Raw genomic sequence first — 23,629 nt, 5'->3', positions numbered from 1 at the left:
CAATCGTCTTCGCAAAATCAATCACCAGTGCAAAACTTAATGTTAGCGGTGGGGAATAGCATGATGGGGGACGACGGTGCAGGGCCGATGCTATTTGATTTAATGCAAGCCAACCCCATTGAGGGCTGGCAGGCAATTAACGGCGGGAGCAGCCCTGAAAGCGTGTCTCACCAAGTACGTGCATTAAAACCCCAGCGCTTGTTGATTGTGGATGCCGCCGATATTGGCTTAGCACCAGGGGAAATACGAATTATTGATCCCGATGATATCGCTGAAATGTTTATTATGAGTACCCATAATTTGCCGCTCAATTTTTTAATCGACCAATTAAAAGAGGATATTGAGGAGATTATTTTCTTAGGTATTCAACCCGATCTAGTGGGTTTTTATATGCCAATGAACGAGAAAGTGATTTCAGCTGTGCAGCAAGTGTATGCCGCGCTGCCGCAGTGGCAAGGGTTAGGTGGGTTTACCCTATTTGAAGGGGAATAAACAGCCCCTAAGGGGGGGAGGGTCGCAGTGCGGTGAGGCACTGCGATTTGTCCTCGGCTTAAGCATTACCTCGTAAAAAGTAGCCTACATCTTCCTCGACTTCTTCCATCGCCATGAGTGCGGCTAGGGTATCGTTGGCTTCTTGCTCATCAATGATGCTCATCGCAAAGCCCACGTGAACAAGCACCCACTTGCCAACCATTGCAGCAGTTTCCCCTTCACACACCAGCGCAATATTCACATCGCGTTTGACGCCGCAGACTTCAACTTGGGCGGTATCCATTGGGGGCTCGCCTACGCTGACCACTTTCCCTGGGATGCCTAAACACATAACAAACTCCTACATAGAATATTATTCAACTTCAATCTGTTTGACCTGCATGCTACTGCTGCTGTCTACGTGCAAGTTTCGGCTACCACAGTGTGAGCAACCCGCTTCAAATTGGGTAATTTGCACGGTACGTTGGCAATCGCGGCATTGTGCCTGTGCGGGCACGGTAGACACATGGAGCATAGCCCCTTGCGCAAGGGTATTGCGGCAAATAATGTCGAAACAAAAATGCACCGCAGATTCTTCAACACAAGAGACCGCACTTAATTCGAGCCAAACCCCTGTGACGCGCTGTGCATGGTTTTGCTTAGCGTGTTGCTCAATGATTTCAAAGGCATTTTGGCATAATGCGACCTCATGCATGGCACGCTCCTTACAATAAGATTTCAGGGGGAATTTCAAAGGCAGCACGGCGTCGACGTTCTTTAACGATTTCATCCATGCGGTTTCTATCGACAATCATTAACGCTTCGGTTGGACACACTTCTACGCAGGCAGGCCCGCCATCGCGGGTATGGCACAAATCACATTTATGGGCTTCAGCGCGGTATTGTGGAATGGTATTGAGGGCGGTCACTTGCTGGTCGACTTGGCGGCTAATGACTTCCATGGTGCCGTAAGGGCAGGCGATGACACAGGTTTTACAGCCAATACATTTTGATTGGTTAACATAGACAAAGTCATCTTTACGGCTAATCGCGCCATTTGGACACACATTGGCACAGGGGGCATCCTCACATTGGCGGCATACCACCGCCGTACTGACGGTATAACCTTTTAATACATGAATACGCGGGAAAAATTCATCTTTGACGACCGTGGCGATCCCCGTTTCTTGTTCTTGGTGGGACACCACACACGCGACTTCACAGGTATGGCAGCCAATGCATTTTTTTGGATCTGCAATGATGAAACGGTTCATCCTACTCTCCTGAATGATAGATGAGACAATACATTCAACGTTCCGATGTAATTGTTTTCAATTTAGATACTCAGTTATAAGCATGGATCGTGCCAAATTGATGGAATAATTAAATTCAGTTAAATCAGTAGATTAATAAATAACGAGGTGTTTTATCTGCGGAGAAAAATATATTCGACACGTCATTCGACAATAATGACGAAGTTTAATTTTAATCGCTATATAAAAAAATATATTACATTTTAATTTGCAGAAAAAAATAGGGGATTGGATCAAAGTTAAATCAGTCAATGATATTATTTTTCTTTAGAGTCATTACAATAATCTTATTTGGTGTCGTATTGATGTTCAATTATATCAATAGCCATTAGTTTGAGTGTTTATAACATCTCAAGGAAATGATTAAAAAGAATGGGGTATTTGTGGGGATCTCTGAAAGCAATGAACGTATACGCCATGAACGCGACCAATATCGAATACTGGTAGATATTACTAATTCCGTTTTATCACACTTAGAAATGGATGGATTAGTTGCAGAAGTGTCTCGGGAAATTTACCGTTTTTTCGGTATTAGCCAAATTAGTATCGCCCTGTGTGATAATTATAGCTCAGCGGTATACCTTTGTTATTCAAGCTATTATTGCCGCGGAAAACCCGTTGAAAAGACCCAATATCATTTAAACGAATTACATCCTGATTTAACCCAAGTACTTGAAAATAACCAATCTATGCGGTTGACTCTTGACCAATCTACCCAAGACCCGCTGTATCAGCACCTGTGTGCTCAAGGGATGACGGAAACATTATTATTGCCGTTAGCATTTAACCATAAACCCCTTGGTGTTTTGGTATTATCCCATGAAGATACCCGCATTTTCACCGACGATAACTGCAATTTACTCAAGCAGATTGCGGCGCGTTTTGCGATTGCAGTGGATAATGCAGCGGCATATGGTGAAATTACACGTTTAAAAGATAGCCTAAAAAATGAAAATCTCTGGCTGAATGAGCAAATTCACGGCAATGAAAGCTTTAGTGAAATTATTTTCCAAAGTGCAGCCATGCGTAATGTGCTCGAACAAGTGGATTTAGTGGCACGCAGCGACAGTACCGTATTGATTTTAGGGGAAACAGGGACAGGCAAAGAGCTAATTGCTCGCGCTATTCACAGGCTAAGTGACCGGCATCGCCGTGCAATTATTAAAATGAATTGTGCCGCTATCCCTTCAGGCTTGTTGGAAAGTGACTTATTTGGTCATGACAAAGGCGCGTTTACTGGGGCAACGACAACGCACATTGGCCGCTTTGAAATGGCGGATAAAAGCACACTTTTTTTAGATGAAATCGGCGATATGCCATTGGAATTGCAACCAAAATTACTTCGCGTGCTGCAAGAACGTGAAATAGAACGTATTGGTGGTAACAAAGTCATTCCTGTGGATGTGCGCTTGATTGCGGCAACTAACCGTGATTTAAAGGGCATGACGGATGAGCGTGAGTTCCGCGAAGATCTGTATTATCGGCTGAATGTGTTTCCGATTATGATTCCTCCGCTACGTGAAAGGCCTGAAGATATTCCACTACTTGCCACCCATTTTACGCAAAAAATTGCGCAGCGTATGAACCGTAAAATTGAGTGTATCCCCCGTGATGCACTAGCGCAGCTATCGTTGTATCCATGGCCTGGTAATGTCCGTGAGTTGGAAAATGTCATTGAGCGGGCAGTGATTTTAACCCGCGGAAATACCTTGAATTTACAACTGCATGAACTCAGTATCCCAAAGCCTTCACGCCTTAAAAATGCTTTTGAAAAACCAAGCGCTATAGAAAAACGCATGCAAACAGCTGCCCCCGAAAGTGATGATGAAGAAAGGGATCGAATTATTGCGGCGTTACGGGCAACAAACGGTGTGGTCGCTGGGGCTAGGGGGGCGGCAACTCGCTTAGGGTTAAAACGCACCACATTATTATCACGTATGCAGCGGTTAGGGATCTCGGTTCAAGATTTATTCTAATTCTTTATTTTTTGATTATATTTATCAGGCTGGTTATTGTTATTTTTGTATAATTGGTAGTCATATGAAAATAAATAATAATTTCCTTAATGAAATTAATTATTATTTATATTTGAAAGTCACTACTGTGATTAAATTTATTCAAATATAATTTAATTTTTTTGAAATCAGACTGAATAACAAATTACCAATATTTTATTAATATATTTATTATTAATTAACTAAATAAAAAAGCCAATGGTTTGATTGAAACCATTGGCTTAATTGATTGTTTAACGCAAATTAAAGGCCTTCTGCGGCCTCGCGTAAACGACGTTTAATTCCAGTGTATTCCTGAACAACGAAGTACTCGGCTTTTTGTTGATCCGCAATCGGTTCAACTCGCACTGCACAGTACTTATATTCAGGGGTCTTGGTGATTGGACTGAGGTTTTCTGCCACGAGCTCATTACAGGCACCAATCCACCACTGATAAGTCATATATACCGCGCCTTTATTGGGTCGGTCACTGATATTGGCTCTAGTAATGACTTTGCCTTGCCGTGATGCCACCCAAACCAGCTCCTGATCTTTTATCCCTAACGCTTTTGCATCTGCGGTATTGATTTGCACAAAACCAGGTTCATCCGCTAATGCTGCCAACGCTTTACAGTTCCCCGTCATTGAGCGACAGGAGTAGTGACCCACCTCACGCACTGTAGCTAACACCATTGGGTATTCCGTGCTGACTTGATCAATCGGTGGACGCCAGTCGCAGGTAAAGAATTGGCCTTTGCCATTTGGCGTGTCGAATTGACCACCTTCGTACAAATACTCCGTGCCAGGGCTTTCTAATGTCTTACACGGCCATTGAATATAGGCTAAGTCCGCCATTTTTTCATAGGTCGCGCCATAGTAAATCGGGCACAATTCACGTAACTCATCCCAAATTTCTTTGGTGTTGTTGTAGTGCATTGGGTAGCCCATGGCCGTTGACATTAGGCTGATGATTTCCCAGTCTGTTTTCACGTCGCCGACAGGCTCAACTGCTTTATAGAAGCGTTGGAAACCACGGTCAGCGGCGGTATATACCCCTTCATGTTCCCCCCAAGAGGTGGCAGGGAAAATCACATCGGCAATCGACGCAGTTTTGGTCATGAAGATGTCTTGGACAATCAATAGCTCGAGCTTATCGAAGGTACGGCGGATAGTGGCAAGGTCTGGCTCTGTTTGTAGTGGGTCTTCCCCCATCACATAGTGGGCTTTTAATACGCCCTCATCAATAAAGTGTGGTACTTCGCTCAGTGGAATACCGTTTTCTGCAGGCATGCTTTCAATCCCCCAGAATTTGGCAAATTTTTCCAGTGCAGCGGTATCCGACACATATTGATAGCCTGGCAGAGTATTTGGTAGTGCCCCCATATCGCAGGCACCTTGCACGTTATTTTGACCACGAACAGGGCCAACACCAACATGTGGTTTACCTAAATTCCCTGTTAATAGCGCAAGGCTAGTAAGGGATTGAACGGTTTCAACACCTTGATAGAATTGGGTGACACCCATGCCCCACAAAATTGTCGCGCTTTCTGCTTTGGCGTACATGCGAGCCGTTTTGCGAATGTCTTCTGCTTTGATACCCGTCGTTTCTTCCACTGATTCAGGAGTATAAGGTGCGACTAAGGTACGATATTCATCGAATTTTTCAGTATGTGCATCAATAAACGCTTTGTCATACAGATTTTCTTCGATGATCACGTGGGCAAACGCATTCAGTAACGCAATGTTTGACCCGTTTTTCAAAGGTAAGTGAATATCTGCAATGCGCGCAGTTTCAATATAACGCGGATCGCAAACAATAATTTGAGCCCCTTTTTCTTTCGCTTTTAAAATTCGGCGAGCGACAATAGGGTGTGAGTCCGCGGCATTGTAACCGAAGACAAAAATACATTTGGTATCCTCAATTTCAACAATTGAGTTGCTCATTGCGCCATTACCGACCGAACGCTGCAGACCTGCAACCGAAGGGCCGTGTCAGACACGTGCGCAGCAGTCGATATTATTGCTACCGACTGCCGCTCGAACAAATTTCTGCATCACAAAGTTGGCTTCATTCCCTGGACCGCGGGATGAACCTGTCGTCATGATGGCTTTAGGGCCGTATTTTTCTTTGATTGCCAGTAATCGAGAACTGGCAAATTCAATGGCTTCTTCCCATGAAACCACTTCAAGTTTGCCACCACGCTCACGACGGATCATCGGATTTTTTAAGCGAGGCGTTAAGATTTTCGTATCGTGAATGAAGTCCCAGCCATAATAACCTTTTAGGCAGAGCTCCCCTTCATTGGTGTGACCATTTGCGCCCTCTGCGCCGATGATCTTCCCGTTTTCCACCTTCAGGTATATTTTACAGCCTGAGGCGCAATACGGGCAGACGGTGATGACTTTTTCCATCAACATTGCTCCTGTGTTTTTATGTAGCGGTCATTGCCGCCTTAACACTTAAGCTAATGCAGGGTTTATGCCAATTTTTAAGGTAAATTTATTGTTATCTAACTGATTGAATTTATTGTTTTTGATGTGTCTAACATCGTCTTGTAGCGTTTGGCGAACTCCGTGATCGTCAAAAGTGTCGACGGCTATTGACGAGCTAAATGGTTGATAAGCTGCTCTACCGCAGGGGAAGATAATGATTGGATGGCATAACATACGCCAATACGCCGAGAAAGTGCATGAGTTGGCAAAGGGTGAAAAACAATATTGGCATGTTCACTGGCAAGGGATTGCGGCACGATTGCTACGCCTAAGTTGAGCGCGACTAGACCAAGCGCGAGGGAAAAGGTGCTGGCATGGGCGGAAGGGGAGTTTGCCGTCGCGCCGTAAATCGGTAAAAAACGCTGGTGCCAAGTGAGCTCAGGGCACATCACCCAACACAATCCGTGTAAATCAGCGAGTTGAATGACGTCTTTACTTGCAAGAGAGTGCTCTGGTGATATTGCTAAAACAAATGGCTCACTAATGAGTGGAATAAACAGCTCATCTTCACAGCGCATTTCTTCGCAAGCAAGACGGATATCCCCTTTGCAACCCGACTCTAGGACAATTAATAAATGAAAATCAGGGTCTTGAACTTGTTTTAGGAACGCGCAAATGTGCTGATTAGCGATATCCTCTTCAATGCCAATTTGCAGAGGCTGGCGGTTTTTTTCACGTTTAAAGCTGCTTGCCAGTGTGTCTAGTTCAGCCACCATGCGTTGTGCGTGAGGGTATAAAATTCGTGCATCTTCAGTGACATCAACGCCTCTTGGTAAGCGGTTAAACAGCTGAGTGCCTAGGTTATCTTCCAGCGTTTTGATCGTTGCTGAGAGCGCAGGCTGTGTGAGAAATAACCGTCGTGCAGCCGTGGTGATATTGCGTTCTTCGAAAACGGCGATAAAGGCGTGAAGTTGGCGATAATCCATAGATTTTTTTGATGTCTGTGAGAAGAATAAACCATTTTAATGTAACTTACGGATGAAATATAGTCTGCTCATGGTTTTAGACATCAATTAAATTTATATGGACGCAATATGCAAAATGTAAAATCATTAGTGGTGATTACTGGCGCGAGCTCAGGTATTGGTCTTGCGACGGCAAAAATGTTATCCAATGAAGGTCATGCACTTTTATTACTGGCACGCCGTATTGAGCCAATGTTGGCATTAAATTTACCTAATACGTTATGTAAATCTATAGATGTTACGGATAGAACCGCATTTGTGAATGCCGTTAAAGAAGCAGAGGCGCAGTTTGGCCCAGTTGATGGCTTAGTCAATAACGCAGGTGTTATGCTTTTAGGTGACATGACTAATCAAGATCCAAATCAATGGGATATCATGGTGGAGGTGAATATTAAAGGCGTGTTGAATGGCATTCGTGCAGTTGCGGATGGCATGGTTGCGCGTAAAAGTGGCACGATTATTAATATCAGTTCAGTTGCAGGGCGAAAAACCTTTCCAAACCATGTGGCGTATGTGGGCACTAAATTTGCTGTTCACGGTATTTCTGAAAATTTACGCGAAGAGCTTGCCCCGCATAATGTTCGTGTGATCACCATTGCACCGGGAGCGGTTGAAACAGAATTACTTAGCCATACCACAGATGAAGGGATTAAATCAGGTTACCAAGAGTGGAAAAAAGAGATGGGGGGACTTGTGTTGTCAGCAGAGGATGTTGCCAATACCATTCGTTTTGCTTATCAACAGCCACAATCGGTGTGTATCCGTGAGATCGTTTTAGCGGCAACCCGCCAGCAGGCGTAGTCTGTTCATTGTTTCATCACTTTGTCATAAAACTACCATCATGTTGTCATGCATTTGACTTAAGTTCGCAGTAACTCAGCTCGGATGGAGATAACATGATGTTTAGTGTCGATGCCTTACTCCACGATATATACCCACATCAATCCCCACCTGCATGGAAACGCAGTGTATTAAAACGCCTCCTTTTCGAAAAAGAATTTAGTCAATTTGCCCAAGACTACCCTCATTTGAAAGGGTTGGATCTTATTGAACAAGTCATTGAGCATTTCAATATTCGCTGTGAATTAACGGATGGTGATTTGGAAAATATCCCCGCAGAAGGCCCTGTTGTTTTAGTGGCAAACCATCCAATAGGCTCGTTAGATGGACTAGCATTATTACGAACCGTGGCAACCGTACGCCCTGATGTGAAAATTGTTGCAAACCAGTTTCTTAACTATATTGAACCACTAAAAAGCTTGTTTATTACCGTTGATAATATCAACAACCGAACCAATCGCCAGCAAGTGGAAGCAATGCAACAGCACTTGGATAACCGCGGGGCGCTAATTGTATTTCCAGCGGGGGAGGTTTCACGGCTCAGTAGTAAAGGCATTCGCGATAATCACTGGCGCACGGGTTTTTTACGCTTAGCCGCGAAAGCGCGCGCTGCGATTGTGCCAATGCATATTCAGGGGCGAAATAGCCATTTGTTTTATTTGGCATCATTGGTTTACAAGCCGTTGTCCACGTTGATGTTAGTCAGAGAAATGTTTCAGCAACGGGGTAAAAAACTCAAAATTCGTGTTGGGGGGCGTATTCCTTTTAGTCATTGGTATGATGGCCACACGAAAGCCCACGAATTGGCTGAACGCTTTCGCCGCCATGTCTATTTATTAGGAAAAGAAAAAGAAGGGCTGTTTAGCAGTGAAGCGGCAATTGCATTACCTGAAGACCGACTTGAGCTGAAAAAAGCATTGGCGGCTTGTGAGCGTTTGGGGACATCGCCAGATGGCAAAGCGATTTACCTTTATCAACGGCATCAAGAAGTTCGCTCGCCCATATTGCGTGAATTAGGGCGACTTCGTGAGATTTCGTTTCGTGCGGTAGGGGAAGGTTCAGGCAAGCGCCGTGATTTAGATAGCTATGATGACGATTATTATCACTTGGTGTTGTGGGATGACGATGAGCTCGATATCGTTGGCGCTTATCGTTTTATCCCCACTGAAAAGCAAATTGAAACCAAAGGGTTAGCGGGGATCTACAGCTCTAGCTTATTCCACTATGACGAAGGCATGCTTCCCATTCTTGCTCAAGGTATTGAATTAGGCCGTAGTTTTATTCAGCCGAAATATTGGGGAAAACGTGGGTTGGATTATTTGTGGTTAGGCATTGGGGCCTATTTAGCCAAATACCCCCAATACCGTTATCTATTTGGCCCTGTCTCCATTTCGGGGGCGATGCCTATCGCCGCGCGTGATTTATTGATCACTTTTTACCGCTTATATTTTTCTGCTGAACAGTCAATGGCACAATCCCACAAGCCCTATCCAGCCTCTTTACCGCAGGTGTTAGCGCAATTCACTGGTGATAATTACCAAGAAGACTTGGTAAAACTCAAAAGCTTATTAAATAACATCGGTTGTTCTATCCCGACACTTTATAAGCAGTACACTGAGCTATGTGAGCCTGGTGGCGTGCAATTTATGGATTTTGGTACAGATCCATCATTCAATGATTGTATCGATGGTTTGGTGTTGGTGGATTTAACCAAGCTAAAGCCAATACGTTATCAGCGATATGTTGGGGTGCACTTATAAATTTTGATTTCGGTACTGTTATTTTTTTGTAAATTGTAGTTTTTATTAGTGATTATCATTTAATAGAATGGTAATCACTAATAATATTCATTTTCGTGTAACAGCTTAATTTGTTTTCATTATGAAACAAATGCATCACTATTCCATTTTACTTATCTAAAATATACTCATTTAATAAGTTAATTTTTTTATTTTTACATTACCCATAAAATGGGTTATGAGTTTGGTATTCCTTTGATATTTAATTTTCCATTGGAAAATATTGTCATTTTATCCTTGTTAATATGATTTAAATGCTATTTAGTTTTATTTTAATGTTATTTATCTTTCATGTTTCTATATAAAAATAAATGTAACTATATGTAATATTATATTTCATAATCAATTTAAAATATCAATTTATATGTTAAATTTTGTAATTAAAAAATTAAAAACATAACATTAAATATATTATCAAAAAATAAAGCAACCGTTTATTATCAATTGGTTAATTGAGTTTTCTTTATTTAGATGATCGGTATTTCCGATCAAATAATCTATTGCGATAGGTAGTAACTATCAATATTATATTATCGATCGGCACAAACGTTTTTACTCTAATATCATGTGCCAATATATTATGCGAAATCCTACTTATGTTGAATATTTGAATTTTATAATTAAATAGGGGGTAGGAATGAATGAATACTCTAGTTTTATAAGACCAAATATTTTTAATAAAAAAATTGGATGTTTTATTAGAAATAAAAGAAAACGCATGGACATAACTGGGAAGGATTTAGGTGTTATGTTGAATGTGAGTCAGCAGCAAGTATCCCGGTATGAGAATGGAATAACAAACATTACCGTTACAATGTTAAATGACATATTGAAAATACTAGATGTATCTTGGGAAGAATTTTTATCATTTAATGAGTTAAATGATAATTCTTAATGTTTAAGTTTTTATTTCGTAGTTTGATTATTAATTAAAAAATTAATATGCATACAAATATGGAGAGTTATTTAATGAAAAAATTATTATTACCATTAATGGTAAGTGGCGCGCTATTCAGTGGATATACCTTTGCTAATACCGGTGAAGTTCAGTTCATTGGCGCAGTGACATCAGAAACCTGTGATATCGATACAGAAGTGGGTGGACTAGTTAAATCAACTATCGATCTAGGCCAAATGACCACTGCAGATAAAAATGGTGATTATGTTGAGTTTGATTTAGTCCCACGTACTGATGAATGCTTGAAAAAAACTAGCGGTCAAGTGGGTTGGCAGAGCGCAGGGTTTACTAACTCAGGCCTTGCAAACATGAAAGGGACTGCTAATGGCGTGTCAATCCAACTGACAGCAACCAACTCGACAACGCCTAACCAAGATGTCACGTATAACAGCCAAACCGTTGATTTTGGCAATGGTACTGATGCTATTGGAAACATGAAATTCAAAGCAAGAATGTTAGCGACGACAGGTCAAACTGTGACTGAAGGTACAGTGATTTCAAGCGCAACATATGCCGTAGCATATAAGTAATTAATATTAATAAATAAAAAGGGTCTTTGACCCTTATTTTAACTTACAAATAGCTATGGATAATATCAATGCGTTTAAAACCGATTAATGCTTTTATGTTATCCCTGTTAGTAAGTCCATTTTACGCAGATGCAAATTTAAATATGGACTTCTTACATGGAGGAGTTCAACCGCAAGCTGCAAGCGTTTTTGATGAAAGTGTTAAATACCCTGCAGGTCATTATATTGTTGAAGTCATTTTTAATCGTCGTTCTATTAATCGAAAAGAACTCATTATTTTACCAGAGGATAAAGAGGTTTTATGCTTAAACTCAGACTGGATATCAGAGTTATCATTACCGATTAACCTGACTTTGCTTGCAAATAATTATGACGCGGCGAGAAACTGCTACAAGATTAGCCAGTACCCAGGCGCCGAAGTTTTGTTTGATAACGCAAAGCAGACTTTGTCTTTTAGTGTACCTCAAATTGCTTTGGATGAGACTAAAAATCAGCAAGAATGGGATTATGGCATTCCAGGCATTAAGGTGAATTATTCAGGATATATATCAAAAACGTCTTCTGAAAAAACTCAAGTTTATGGTGATTTTGATTTATATTCTAACATTGGCCGATGGGTGGCCTATGTCCGTAGTAGTTACCTTAATGATTCAGGAACTGAAACGTCTGAAGCCACTATATCTACTGCAATTAAGCCAATACAAGGCAGTTTTATTGTCGGTAAGACGTTAACATCTTTATCTATTTTACCTAATTTTGTTTTTTATGGTTTGTCTTTACGCTCTGAAAGAGATATGCGTCCTTGGGAAATGCGAGGCTATGCTCCTATTATTTCTGGCGTTGTTAATTCGAATGCGAAAATTACCATATCGCAAAATGGGTATATTTTAAGCTCACAAGTGGTTCCTGCGGGTGCCTATCAGTTAAAAGATATATCACCAGTGAGTAATGGTGATATTACGGTGACAGTTGAAGAAAATAACGGAACAAAAACAGTTCGTTATTACCCTGTTGCAACGCTTCCATCTTTACTGCGTGCCAATGAAATTAATTATAACGTCGCAGTAGGAGAAAGAGAGGTTACGGGAAAGCGAGAAAACCGTTTGTTTTTTCTTGGTGCATTCGATTATGGACTCACTCACTTTACCTTTCATACCGCAGGTATTTTGCATAATGATTATAAAAGTGCAGGATTAGGTGCGAGTAAAGACTTAGGGCAATTTGGTGCGATCTCATTTAATTTAAATACAGCCGTGAGTACGTTTCAAAAGCAAACTCCAACTATGTCAGAATCTCGGCAATCTGGGATTAGTTATATGCTTAAATACGCTAACTCATTGTCTAATAATACGAATTTACAGTTATTAGCTTACCGTTATACAGGTAAGGACTATGTTGATTTTAATGAGTTTAATTCAAATGCGTTATATCATCGAAGTAATCGCAAAGAACGTTATGAAACTATCTTATCGCAGAATTTTGATAATAGTTTTGTCAGTGTTTCAGGTTGGGTTCAAACATATCGTAGCCAAATACATAATGAAGTCGGTGCGAATATTACCTACAACACAACTTTGAAAGGTGTGGATTTATCTGTATCGGCAGATTACCAAAAGTTAAATGATTATGACCGTGATAACTATGTTTTATCTGTTGGTGTGAATATTCCATTTAGTTTATTTGATAAGAATCATTATTGGACAAACTCGGTGAATTATGACCGTAGAAATAAATCGAGTTTTAACTCAGGTGTTGCAGGTAATATTAATGAAAAAATCAACTATAGCGTAAATACAAATAAAGACCGCGAAAGTTGGTCTAATTCTGCTTATTTCGGGGTTAATCAAGATATTGTTAATACGGGGTTCGCAATTTCGAAAAATGAGAATAAAACAACAGGCTCAATAAATGCATCAGGAAGCTTACTTGCAACCCAGCAAACGGGATTATTGTTGAGTAATGTTCGGCGCGATACGGTCGCCATTGCGAATATTAGCAATATTAAAAATATTACCTTTAATGACTCACCCCCTACGGATAGAAATGGTAATACGGTCATTGGGGTATCACCTTACGTTGAAAATAATTTAAAAATCAATACAGAAGAAGTTCCTAATGACATAGAGTTGCTGGATTCAGTACAGGGGTTTGTGCCAACTGATAAGGCGATTATTTATCGTGAGTTTAAATTCTCAACGATTTATAGATATATCTTAAGGCTGAAAAAATCAGACGGTCAATTTGTTTCAGCGGGTAGTTCGGCAAGAACAGAAAGTAATGAATATGTCGGGTTTGTTTCTAACGGTGGAGTGTTACTTTTAAACTTACTTAACAAACCGAAAAAGATTTTTATTTCTTCCTCAGATAATGAGGTATGTACATTAAATTTGGAAAATATAGAATCAAATGAAAATAAAATTATGGAAGTCGAATGTAATTAATAAAATGGCATCGCATTTTATTATATTGATATCGTTGTTTACCTGCGCAAATGCTTATTCTGCATTTACTTTGAATGGGACTCGGTTTATCTATGATGAGGGGCGTAAAAATATTGCTATTGAAGTAAAAAATAATAGCGATAAAACCTATGGCGGTCAGGTTTGGGTTGATAATTTAAGTGGCAATGATGTTTTTTTTATACCTGCACCTAATTTGTTTAAAATTGCGGGTGAAGAAAAACAGTTAATCCGCTTACTTTATGTGAATGATATTTTACCCAAAGATAAAGAGTCTTTGTTTTGGTTAAATGTTCAGGAAATCCCCCCTATTGCTTCTGCTGATGAAGGTAACGTCCTCGCTGTTGCTTTGAATACGCAAGTGAAACTGATTTATCGCCCCAAAGTACTCGCTGAGGCCCGTGAAGATGCAGAGAAAAACCTCACGTATTCAGGATCTGTGTTGAAAAACCCAACACCCTATTATTTTGCATTGACTCAGGTGTTTGTGAATGGTCGTCCATTGGCTTTATCAAAAGAAATTGAGCAATCAATGAGTTTATTTCCCCCTTTCAGTGAAGTGAATTTACAGCAATCGTTATCTGGGAAAGTCACGGTTGAGGCCATTGATGATTACGGTGCTAGGCGTGTTATTGAGCTTCGTTAAGGACATTAGCATGAATAAAAAGTCTTATTATTTCATCGCATTAATGATTTTGCTTTTTTCACTCGATGCCTCTGCGGCAAGGTGTCGAAGCTTATCGTTGAAATATAACTTTCCAGCGCAAATTGATGTTACGAACAAAAAAGTCGGTGACCAACTCTATTCTTTTGGGAACCCTGGGGCGCCAATTACGTTTGCAGGGCAATGTCTACGAGCATCAAGTGGAGCAGGCAATACAACAGGCAACTTTATTTATATCGTTGATAAATTTGGAGCCTCTCCTAATGACTGTTCTTATGGAACTGTAGATAAAAACTCGGCGGATGGTTATTTAAGATTTCGTTCAACTGGAAGTTGTGGAAATACGGTTTGGTTATTACTGGCGGATTATAAAACAAGTGGAACAGGCTATACCAACTTAGCTGGGCCAGGTGGCAGTACAGACTCTGGTGTTGTCTATTTACAAAAGAAGCCACCCCCAGGAAAAACAACCGTTAACCCGACATATATGTTAACCCGAAATTTTTATTCACGAATTGGTGAAAACAGCCGGACATTACAAAAAGAAACCGTGGCTTTTAGTGCACCAACATCGATGACACTGATAAACAATGCCTCCTGTGCAGTTTCTGTCAACGATGTGGCTTTTGGAGAGCAAACAGCGAGTTCAGTAAGAGCGAATTCGATTGCCGCTAAAACAATCAATATTGCATTTACCTGTAATGCAGTACTTCCTGCATATACTTTAAGTTTTTCAGGTAGAGACGGCGTAAACAACGCAACGACAGGCATTATTAATGTAAAAGGGAATAGTTCGGTTGGTTATCAATTTACGTGGGGAAATAACACTGTGAAGCCAGTTAATAGTGCGGTGGTGATCAATGGCACGGCAATTACCCCTAATTCAAAACCCACAACCAATAACTTTACGATCCCAGTGACGGTAAAGCCTGTTGCTTTATCAACACAGCCTATTCCTGGGTTAGCGAACACCGCATTAACGATTAATGTGAAATTAAATTAAAAGGAGTGAATCATGATAAAGAAAACGTTATTTATTTTTCTTGGCTTTCTATTTTCTGTTTCTGCTAACGCGACCAGTTTTGCCTCTAATGTGACTGGCGGTACCGTAACATCAAATTTAAGTATGACCGTAAAAGCATCTTGTAGTGCTAGTGTTGCTGATGTGGCTTTTGGTGACCAAGCGGCGGGGGATATCAAAAAGGGAACTGTGGCAGATAAAGTAATGACATTAACAGTGACCTGCGATACAACGCTCGCAAATTATACGTTAGCGTTTACGGCCGCTGATGGCGTGAAAGATGTGGCTAATGGAATAATGAATACAAAAGGAAATTCAACGGTTGGATATCAATTAAAATGGGGAAGTTCTACGGTTAAGCCAGTCGATACCGCATTAGCGATTAATGGCACTGTGATTACGCCAACCACTAAGCCCACTGCGGCAAGTTTCAGTGTGCCAATTAAAGTAAAGCCTATCGCGTTGGGCGATGTTGTTTCTCCAGGGGCGGCAAATACGGCTTTGAATATTAAGCTGACATTTAATTAGTTAAGGGCAACTATGTTCAGGTCTATTTTGCTTGCTGGTTTCTTCATACTTAGTGCGCTACCAAGTTATGGTGAAGTGCCAAAGCAAACATCGATTGTTGGTGAAGCAATTCAATCGCAGTTTAGTATGAATGTGAGAATAGCGACTTGTTTACCTGCAACTGTAGATGATGTGAGTTTTGGATCTCTCGATGCTGCAACGATTTTATCGGGTGAAATTGAAGGGCATTCGATACTTTCATTAGATTGCTCAGGAACGATTAAGCCGCAGCGAATATCAATACGGTTTGAGCCAGCAAACCCCCATTTAACAATGGCTTCCTCGGGATATATTGGCTCAAAAAATACGACATTGGGTTACCTTGTTTCATGGGAAGATGACCAAGTCGGTACTGTTGGCTCGGGGGTTCCTATGGGGCAAGAGCTCTTTTTTAAAAAAATAGGCGCGTCTTTGATGAAGATAAAAATCAAAATAAAGCCTGTTGTACTACCGCTTGGAGGGCAGTCTATCAATTTAGGCAGTGGGAATACACATATTACAATTAAGATTAAATATATTTAATGTGGATAATAATATGAATAAAAAGATATCAGCTTCTTTAATTGCCACTATTCTGATTGGCTATTCACATTACGTTTTTTCTGATGAAGTGTTACCCGATACAATATTAAAGATTTCGCTCGATATCGTGAATATTACCTGCGACATTAATGATGGAAAGGGGTTTAACAAAATCGTTGATTTTAAAGTCATTAATGAAGGTGATTTATTGGCAGGAAAGCAACCTGCGGTAAAGACGCAGTTTATTGTTGATTGCCAGAAAAGTGGTTTTAAGCCCAGTCATATCGATATTAAGTTTCGCCCAGGTAGCCAAGGTGCCCTTAATAATGGGACGGGTGGTGAACTAAAAACAAACTTATCGGGTGTTGGTATTTATTTATCTTGGTTAGATGCCACCCCCATTGATTTATCAGGGACGAATACGCGATTTAGTGCGAATAACAATAATCAGTTTGATATTAGCTTTTATGCAAAGCCTTATGCTCAGGCTCAGAGTATTGAAAAAGGAGTGATGAAGAGTAGTGTAATCATCGATATGCTTTATAAATAAGATTAAGTTGAATGAAGTTTAACTAAAATATTTCATTCAACTTAATCATTAGAGTAGGAAAATTAAGGAACTGGTACCGCCTCACCCTTATAATTATCTAAAATAAATTTCTTCGTTTCATCGCTTTTCAGTGCAGCCATCAGTTTCGTAATTCGCGGGTCATTTTGGTTATCCTCACGCGTCACTACCACATTGGCAAATTTACTGTTAGCTGCAGGTTCGCTATAAATGACGTCTTTCGTTAAATCTAAACCGGCATTAATCGCAAAATGGCTATCAATAGAGGCAACATCGGCCTCGCCATTTTTATAAATTTGCGGCATTAATGGTGCATCATAAGTAAATAAAAACTGTAAGTTACGTGGGTTTTCAACAATATCGTCAATGGTTGCATCATCAGGGTCAATATCACTGCGTAATTTAATTAAACCTTCGTCTTGGTACAATTTTAGAATATGACCGTGTTGGGAAATATTGTTGCTGCTCAGTACTTTTGCTCCATTGGGTAAGTCTTGCAGGCTCTTGTGTTTTTGCGAAAAAAAGCGGTATGGGTGCATATGCACTGCGCCAACAGACACGAGTTTCCAATCTGGGTGGTCTGCCAATGTTTTATTTAAATATGGAACATGCTGGAAAAAGTTCGCATCTAATTCTTTGTCAGCCAATGCTTGGTTCGGAATAATGTAATCATTAAATACACGGATATCTAAATTAATTCCGTCTTTTTCGAGCTGTGGTTTAACGAACTCTAATATTTCCGCATGGGGTGTTGAAGATGCTCCAATTGTTAATTTATTGCTTTTTTCTTGTTGGTCTGGCTGGCAAGCAGTTAGTGCTAAACTGGTAATTAATAATGCCCCAAAACGTGTTAATAATGATAATTTCATACTGTTATTCCTAATTAGCTGAGTGTAGATAAAATTAATAATTCGTTGACCTAGGTTGATGTTATTAACGTTTATCAATCCACCGAACTAGGGTGTCTCCTATCACTTGAATACATAAAACAATGGCTAAAATCACTAATGTAGCGACCCAAACGACATCCATATGGCTGCGTTGGAATCCTTCTAAATAGGCCAAATTTCCTAACCCGCCCGCACCAATTGCACCTGCAACCGCGGTGCCTCCCACTAATGAAATCAGCGTAACCGTTAAGCCTGAAATCAAAGCAGGGGAAGACTCGGGTATCAATACATTAAAAATCAAGGTGTGCAGTTTTGCTCCCATAGACTGGCTAGCTTCAATAACCCCTTTATCGACCTCGCGTAAGGCAATTTCCACTAACCTTGCATAGAAAGCACTCGCTGAAATCACTAAGGCAGGAAGTGCCGCGTTAACCCCTAAAATAGTGCCAACGATCCATTTGGTTACAGGGAATAATAAAATGATTAAAATAATAAACGGCACAGCACGGAAGATATTCACAATAAAAGAAAGCACACGGTAAACCGCAATATTTTCTTTTTTACCCTCTTGTGCGGTTAAAAATAAAAAAGTACCAATTAAAATTCCCAACATGCCCGATAACGCACCAGAGACCAATGTCATATATAACGTATTGAGGGTTTCAATGCCCAAAACATGCAATTTTAAATAGGGTAAATAGCCACTAACCCAATGCTGTATTTCATCCATGACTAAATCACCTCAACAACGATATTTCTTTTATTTTTAAGATACTCAATGGCATCCGTTAATTTTTCAGTTTCAGGTAGAAATTGAAGATATAAAAAGCCAGTACCTTGGTTAAACGCCCCTTTAATCAATTTAATCGGCTCATTAAATTGAGAAATTAAGTCATACAACAAATAATGGCTCTGTTTTTCTTCATCTAAAACGACACGAATAATCGGGCCATCAGCCAATATTGCCTTTAAGTCTTCTGGGGTATCTGTCGCAACTTCACTTTGTGATAAAAACTGCCGTGTAATTGTATGTTGCGGGTCATGAAAGACTTGGCTAACGAGCCCTTCCTCAACAATACGGCCTTTATCAATGACAGCCACTTTATTGCAGATACTCTTGACGACCTGCATTTCGTGGGTAATTAGCACGATGGTGATATTCAGCTCGCGGTTAATACGTGCCAATAATTGCAAAATAGTTTGTGTGGTTTTTGGGTCTAGCGCCGACGTTGCTTCATCACACAATAAAACATCAGGGTTGTTGGCAAGGGCGCGTGCGATACCAACCCGTTGTTTTTGCCCTCCACTCAGCATGGATGGGTATTCATCAGCCTTATCGGTTAGCTCAACTAATGCCATTAATTCATCAACACGAGCTTTACGTTTCTTTTTATCGAACCCTGAAATTTGCAATGGAAATTCAATGTTCTCTCGCACTGTCCGTGACCACAGTAAATTAAAGTGCTGAAAAATCATGCCTATGGATTGGCGTATTTTTAAAACTGCTTTCTCATCGCTGTGGGTAATATTATGTTGCCCAACAATTATTTCACCGCTAGTAGTCTTTTCTAACCGATTTAGCAAGCGAATGAGGCTACTTTTGCCTGCACCGCTATAACCGATGATGCCAAAAATATCCCCAGCCGCAATATTGAGGTTGATGTTATCAACTGCTACGGTCTGTTTTTTATTACGGCTGTAGATCTTGCTGACATTCTTGAGTGTTATCACGCTGATCCCCTTGGATGAATTGGTTATATCATAGATCCAAAAATGGATATCTAGACGTCTATACCGCTAAAATAATCAGGAATGTGATGAATGTCAAATAAAAGATAGGGATGAGTTAGATGAAAATAGTCTAATCAATAGAAACGTTAATAATCATTGGATTATTATTTTTTTGATCGTTATTCAGAATAAGGATTATGGGATTAGGTTGAAATAGAAGAAGTTGAGGGAGTGATACTCCCCCAACCATTAAAAATTATTTCGAAAATCGATGGCCAATCAAATAGATAATCGAGGATGAAACTAACCCAGCAACGACAACGGAGAGTTCTGGAGCATAAGCATTCACGATTAACGCAATGCCAGAGGCGAGTATCCAAGAAACGAACGCTAAGGGCTGCCAATTTTTTGCTTCGTTATTTTTACGTTTGAGTACTAACTGATCCATGATGATAATGGCAGCGATTGGCGGCACAATTAAACCCAGTAAATTCAACCATGTTTGGAATGCATTCCAAATGCCTGTTACAGCAACGATGATCCCAATAACCCCCAGAATAATGGTTAAGGTTCTCATTTTACCTTTAGTAATATGAGACCAACCTACCGCACCATTGTACAAACAGTGAGTACAGCCAACGCCCAAGTTAACAAACACAAAAATAATCGCGAGTACGGAAAGCAGTGGGCTTGAATTTGCTAAAATAGTGATGAAATCACCCCCCGTGACTTCTGGGTGCATGACCACTCCAGTTGCCACAATAATTGCACCAATCACTTCCGCAAAAAATTTGGAAATCGGGAAGGCAGTAAAGGCAGCGAGAAAACCTTGTTTGCCATTTTTTGCCCAGCGAGTAAAGTCAGCCGTCATGGTGCCTGAATCTGTAAACGTGGAGAAAATCATGGTAACTGCAACACCAAAAGATAATGCTCCAGCACCTGCTAACGGTTGGTAATTGAGAATATCTGAAGAGCCACTTTTCATCGCAATGTAAACGGAGATTAACCCTAAAATCAAATACATTGGTGCTGCGATATACCCCAAAATGGCGAGGGCTTTAATGCCGATGAAGGTTGCGCCAACATATAGCACTCCACCTAAAATCGTCATCAGTAATAAGTCCTGCCCAAATGAGCGAAACATTGTATCACCCGTAAGGCCGACCATTAATGCAAACCAGCCGATAACAACAGTGGCAAGCAAACCTGAAACAGCGATATATCCACGCTGCCCAAAGGTTCTTTTTGCGGAGATCGCGAAATTTTCCCCGGTTTTCCCAGCTAAATAACTTAAAGATCCAATGACTAAACACAGTAATAAGTTACCCACTAAAATAGCGGTAACGCCCATTTTAAACCCTAACATGGCAGTGACGACGCCACCAATAACAGCACTGGTTAATACTAAAGGGAAGCTATACCAAACAGCAGAAACCGAGGCAAAACTTTTTCGGTGTTCGAGGGGAACGGGAACATGTTCATATTCGGAATCTAATAAAATATTATCTTTTTCTTTATTTGACATATTAGGTGAACCTCATTTTAATTAAAATTAATTGGAGTACCTATAAAAATTAATAATAAAATTTCTATAATTTAAATTTTATGGATATGAATTAATTCGCTAAAAAAAGAAAATAAACCCCATGGTGAATAAATTGCTTTATTAACCTGTAATTAATTGATTTTTTTTGGTTCGTTTTATGGTGTGGCAAGCATAGCAATAGTTAGTACAGAATAGAATCCATTTAAAAAGTATTCATCAATAGGGTGGATGATTGTTGATTTGTTTTCAATAAAGGTGTTTTAATGTGATTGCACGCATCGTTAATGAGTGAATTAATGTTGTTTTTAGATGATATTTAAAAATTAAAAATATATTTTTATATTTCTATTAAAAAATAAATTTAAATTTGTGATTTCAATCAAATTGAATGTTTTATATTTGTTAAAATATTATTTATATAAATATAATAGATTTATTAAGTTGTCATTTTCCATTCACAAAACCTTCATCAATCTGACGTATTACCCCCGTAGCATCATCGGCAACGATTAAGTCCCAAAGAGGATACCAAGATGATGCAACAGGCTCTCTCTTCATCGAGTGAGTGCTCGACTATTTTGCCTTTCAGGCAAACGGCGAGCGACTTACCCATGATCGCAATACAAAATCTATCACAGGCTTTTTCACAACAATATGTGCTTAATGGCATCGACTTAACGGTGGAAAAAGGCACGGTTTTAGCACTACTGGGGCCATCTGGCTGCGGCAAAAGTACCTTGCTCAAACTGTTAGCAGGCTTATTGCAGCCCACTGATGGCACTATCCAATTTTCGGGCAATATCGTCGCAAGTGCTCACCACCTCGTCCCCCCAGAGAAACGCAACCTCGGCATGGTATTCCAAGATTATGCTTTATGGCCGCATATGACCGTTGCGCAGAATGTTGCATTTCCTTTGAGAATGCGGGGAGTGGGTCGCCAGCAGATTGAAGCTCGCGTAGTTCAGGCCCTTGAGCGTGTTGGATTAATGGATTTTGCCAAGCGAAAACCCGCGGATTTGTCTGGCGGGCAGCAGCAGCGCGTCGCATTGGCTCGAGCCATTATTGCTGAACCTGAAATTTTGTTATTCGATGAACCTCTTTCCAACCTCGATATTGCCCTGCGCCAATCTCTTTGTGAAGAAATGGCGCAATTGCTGAGGACACTGGAAATTACTGCGGTGTATGTCACTCACGATCCCGCGGAAGCCAATACGTTAGCACACCAAATCGCCCATATGCGAAATGGCAAAATTGACCGTTTGACGACCTTATGAAGAGAGAAATTCCATGCAAAAGTTAACCGCAAAACACGTTTTTTCACTAAAGGGTATTACCATGAGCCTTAGCCTTTCCTGTGCACTGTTTTCTGTTTCAACGCAAGCCATTACTGTGTATACCGCGGGGCCTGGCGCGATGGCAAAACAACTGGCCGCAGGGTTTGAAAAACAAACAGGCACGAAGGTGGATGTATTTCAGGCCACAACGGGCAAAGTGATGGCTAGGCTTGAGGCCGAACAAGCAAACCCGCGTGCGGATGTGCTGATTTCCGCTTCATGGGATACCGCCGTTGATTTACAACAAAAAAACTGGTTGTTGGCCTATGAAAGTCCAAATGCACAGCAAGTGCCTGCGCGATTTAAAACCCCTTATTATGTCGCCCAAGGGATTTCAGCTCTTGGTATTGTGTGGAACAGTAAAAGCGGCACGCCAAAACCAACGGATTGGCAAGATTTAGCACAGCCTGTATTTAAGGATAAAGTGACGATGCCAGACCCAGCATTATCCGGGGCATCACTGGATTTAGTCTTGGGTTTACAAAATGCAAAAAAAGAGGCTGCATGGTCACTTTTTGCTGATTTAAAAGCCAATGGAATGGTGATTTCGGGGCCAAACGCACAAGCGCTCACCCCAGTACTACAAGGGGCGAAAGCCGCTGTATTTGGTGCGGTAGATTACGTGGCTTATGGCAGCATTGCCAATGGTGAATCCATTGAAGTTATTTTCCCCAGTAGCGGTACCGCGATAGCCCCGCGACCAATGATGATTTTAAAAAGCAGTAAACAGCCTGATGAAGCGAAAGCGTTTATTGACTACGTGCTGTCAGCTGAGGGCCAAGAGATCGTCGCCAATGCATGGTTGATGCCTGCTCGAGCGGATATTGCAGGGAAACGTCCTGATTTCTCGACACTGACATTATTGCCAGAAGCCACAACAGATAGCGCAGAGCGTAGTGATGTTCTCTCTCGTTTAAGCGCCTTGTTCCGTTAGTTTTCTCGGCAATAATTAGCAAACCGCTGG

General features: G+C 40.7%; 23 protein-coding genes. 14 read left to right on the top strand and 9 right to left on the bottom strand.

What is annotated here, in order from left to right; all coding sequences use genetic code 11:
• Positions 1-39 precede the first annotated feature (39 nt).
• A complete protein-coding gene (gene hycI / locus PSF27_RS11760; RefSeq protein ID WP_241016816.1) occupies positions 40-492 on the top strand; it encodes a hydrogenase maturation peptidase HycI in 453 nt (150 codons plus the stop codon).
• A 58-nt stretch (positions 493-550) separates the two neighbouring features.
• Here the strand turns inward: hycI and hybG are convergent, their stop codons facing one another.
• The 3 genes from hybG to hydN are packed head-to-tail and all read right to left on the bottom strand — an operon-like array spanning position 551 to position 1,745.
• Positions 551-823 (bottom strand): hydrogenase maturation factor HybG, encoded by a 273-nt coding sequence (gene hybG / locus PSF27_RS11755; protein ID WP_272681505.1) that lies wholly within the window; start codon positions 821-823, stop codon positions 551-553.
• Between the two features lie 21 nt (positions 824-844).
• The gene (hypA, locus tag PSF27_RS11750) at positions 845-1,186 is read right to left on the bottom strand and encodes a hydrogenase maturation nickel metallochaperone HypA (protein WP_272681504.1); all 342 of its coding nucleotides are present in this window, start codon (positions 1,184-1,186) and stop codon (positions 845-847) included.
• A 10-nt stretch (positions 1,187-1,196) separates the two neighbouring features.
• Positions 1,197-1,745 (bottom strand): electron transport protein HydN, encoded by a 549-nt coding sequence (gene hydN / locus PSF27_RS11745; protein WP_272681503.1) that lies wholly within the window; start codon positions 1,743-1,745, stop codon positions 1,197-1,199.
• Between the two features lie 398 nt (positions 1,746-2,143).
• Between hydN and PSF27_RS11740 the strand changes: the two genes are divergently transcribed.
• Positions 2,144-3,760, top strand: a complete 1,617-nt coding sequence (locus PSF27_RS11740) for a sigma 54-interacting transcriptional regulator (RefSeq protein WP_241016806.1) — start codon at positions 2,144-2,146, stop codon at positions 3,758-3,760.
• Positions 3,761-4,042: 282 nt separating this feature from the next.
• On the opposite strand, the gene fdhF is transcribed toward PSF27_RS11740, so the two are convergent.
• The gene (gene fdhF / locus PSF27_RS11735; RefSeq protein ID WP_206083331.1) at positions 4,043-6,190 is read right to left on the bottom strand and encodes a formate dehydrogenase subunit alpha; all 2,148 of its coding nucleotides are present in this window, start codon (positions 6,188-6,190) and stop codon (positions 4,043-4,045) included.
• A gap of 185 nt (positions 6,191-6,375) precedes the next feature.
• Complete coding sequence (locus tag PSF27_RS11730) at positions 6,376-7,197, bottom strand: LysR family transcriptional regulator (protein WP_272681502.1); 822 nt, start codon at positions 7,195-7,197, stop codon at positions 6,376-6,378.
• Between the two features lie 108 nt (positions 7,198-7,305).
• Here PSF27_RS11730 and PSF27_RS11725 point away from each other — a divergent pair, with 108 nt between their 5' ends.
• The 10 genes from PSF27_RS11725 (at position 7,306) to PSF27_RS11680 (ending at position 17,146) form a co-directional block, all read left to right on the top strand.
• Positions 7,306-8,037, top strand: coding sequence for an SDR family oxidoreductase (locus tag PSF27_RS11725; protein WP_272681501.1), 732 nt, complete (start codon positions 7,306-7,308; stop codon positions 8,035-8,037).
• 98 nt (positions 8,038-8,135) lie between these two features.
• On the top strand, positions 8,136-9,836 hold the full coding sequence (locus tag PSF27_RS11720) for a lysophospholipid acyltransferase family protein (protein WP_272681529.1): 1,701 nt from the start codon (positions 8,136-8,138) through the stop codon (positions 9,834-9,836).
• Between the two features lie 676 nt (positions 9,837-10,512).
• Complete coding sequence (locus PSF27_RS11715; RefSeq protein WP_272681500.1) at positions 10,513-10,770, top strand: helix-turn-helix domain-containing protein; 258 nt, start codon at positions 10,513-10,515, stop codon at positions 10,768-10,770.
• 74 nt (positions 10,771-10,844) lie between these two features.
• Positions 10,845-11,363 (top strand): fimbrial protein, encoded by a 519-nt coding sequence (locus PSF27_RS11710; protein WP_206083335.1) that lies wholly within the window; start codon positions 10,845-10,847, stop codon positions 11,361-11,363.
• 68 nt (positions 11,364-11,431) lie between these two features.
• On the top strand, positions 11,432-13,804 hold the full coding sequence (gene pefC / locus PSF27_RS11705; RefSeq protein WP_272681499.1) for a PefC/AfrB family outer membrane usher protein: 2,373 nt from the start codon (positions 11,432-11,434) through the stop codon (positions 13,802-13,804).
• 4 nt (positions 13,805-13,808) lie between these two features.
• The gene (locus PSF27_RS11700) at positions 13,809-14,468 is read left to right on the top strand and encodes a fimbrial chaperone (RefSeq protein WP_371007297.1); all 660 of its coding nucleotides are present in this window, start codon (positions 13,809-13,811) and stop codon (positions 14,466-14,468) included.
• A gap of 10 nt (positions 14,469-14,478) precedes the next feature.
• Entirely contained in the window at positions 14,479-15,489 is a 1,011-nt protein-coding gene (locus PSF27_RS11695; protein ID WP_272681498.1) for a fimbrial protein, read from the top strand.
• A gap of 12 nt (positions 15,490-15,501) precedes the next feature.
• Complete coding sequence (locus PSF27_RS11690; RefSeq protein WP_272681497.1) at positions 15,502-16,035, top strand: spore coat protein U domain-containing protein; 534 nt, start codon at positions 15,502-15,504, stop codon at positions 16,033-16,035.
• 12 nt (positions 16,036-16,047) lie between these two features.
• Entirely contained in the window at positions 16,048-16,596 is a 549-nt protein-coding gene (locus tag PSF27_RS11685) for a fimbrial protein (RefSeq protein ID WP_272681496.1), read from the top strand.
• Positions 16,597-16,609: 13 nt separating this feature from the next.
• The gene (locus PSF27_RS11680; RefSeq protein WP_206083339.1) at positions 16,610-17,146 is read left to right on the top strand and encodes a fimbrial protein; all 537 of its coding nucleotides are present in this window, start codon (positions 16,610-16,612) and stop codon (positions 17,144-17,146) included.
• A 62-nt stretch (positions 17,147-17,208) separates the two neighbouring features.
• Here PSF27_RS11680 and PSF27_RS11675 read toward each other — a convergent pair whose 3' ends face one another.
• The 4 genes from PSF27_RS11675 to PSF27_RS11660 all read right to left on the bottom strand — a co-directional run bounded on the left by PSF27_RS11675 (position 17,209) and on the right by PSF27_RS11660 (position 21,310).
• Positions 17,209-18,033 carry a MetQ/NlpA family ABC transporter substrate-binding protein gene (locus tag PSF27_RS11675; protein WP_206083340.1) on the bottom strand — a complete coding sequence of 275 codons (825 nt, stop codon included), beginning with the start codon at positions 18,031-18,033 and terminating at the stop codon, positions 17,209-17,211.
• A 64-nt stretch (positions 18,034-18,097) separates the two neighbouring features.
• Positions 18,098-18,784, bottom strand: coding sequence for a methionine ABC transporter permease (locus tag PSF27_RS11670; RefSeq protein WP_272539367.1), 687 nt, complete (start codon positions 18,782-18,784; stop codon positions 18,098-18,100).
• Between the two features lie 2 nt (positions 18,785-18,786).
• On the bottom strand, positions 18,787-19,785 hold the full coding sequence (locus PSF27_RS11665) for a methionine ABC transporter ATP-binding protein (protein WP_272681495.1): 999 nt from the start codon (positions 19,783-19,785) through the stop codon (positions 18,787-18,789).
• Between the two features lie 256 nt (positions 19,786-20,041).
• On the bottom strand, positions 20,042-21,310 hold the full coding sequence (locus tag PSF27_RS11660) for a cytosine permease (protein WP_206083343.1): 1,269 nt from the start codon (positions 21,308-21,310) through the stop codon (positions 20,042-20,044).
• A 632-nt stretch (positions 21,311-21,942) separates the two neighbouring features.
• Here PSF27_RS11660 and PSF27_RS11655 point away from each other — a divergent pair.
• Together PSF27_RS11655 and PSF27_RS11650 are read left to right on the top strand one after the other, a co-directional pair.
• Positions 21,943-22,605 (top strand): ABC transporter ATP-binding protein, encoded by a 663-nt coding sequence (locus tag PSF27_RS11655; protein WP_206083792.1) that lies wholly within the window; start codon positions 21,943-21,945, stop codon positions 22,603-22,605.
• Between the two features lie 61 nt (positions 22,606-22,666).
• Positions 22,667-23,599 carry an ABC transporter substrate-binding protein gene (locus PSF27_RS11650; protein WP_375084323.1) on the top strand — a complete coding sequence of 311 codons (933 nt, stop codon included), beginning with the start codon at positions 22,667-22,669 and terminating at the stop codon, positions 23,597-23,599.
• Positions 23,600-23,629: the final 30 nt, after the last annotated feature.

It is taken from the genome of Providencia sp. PROV129 (assembly GCF_028482245.1).
Lineage (GTDB): Bacteria > Pseudomonadota > Gammaproteobacteria > Enterobacterales > Enterobacteriaceae > Providencia > Providencia vermicola.
This window is presented reverse-complemented; position numbering and strand designations above follow the sequence as displayed.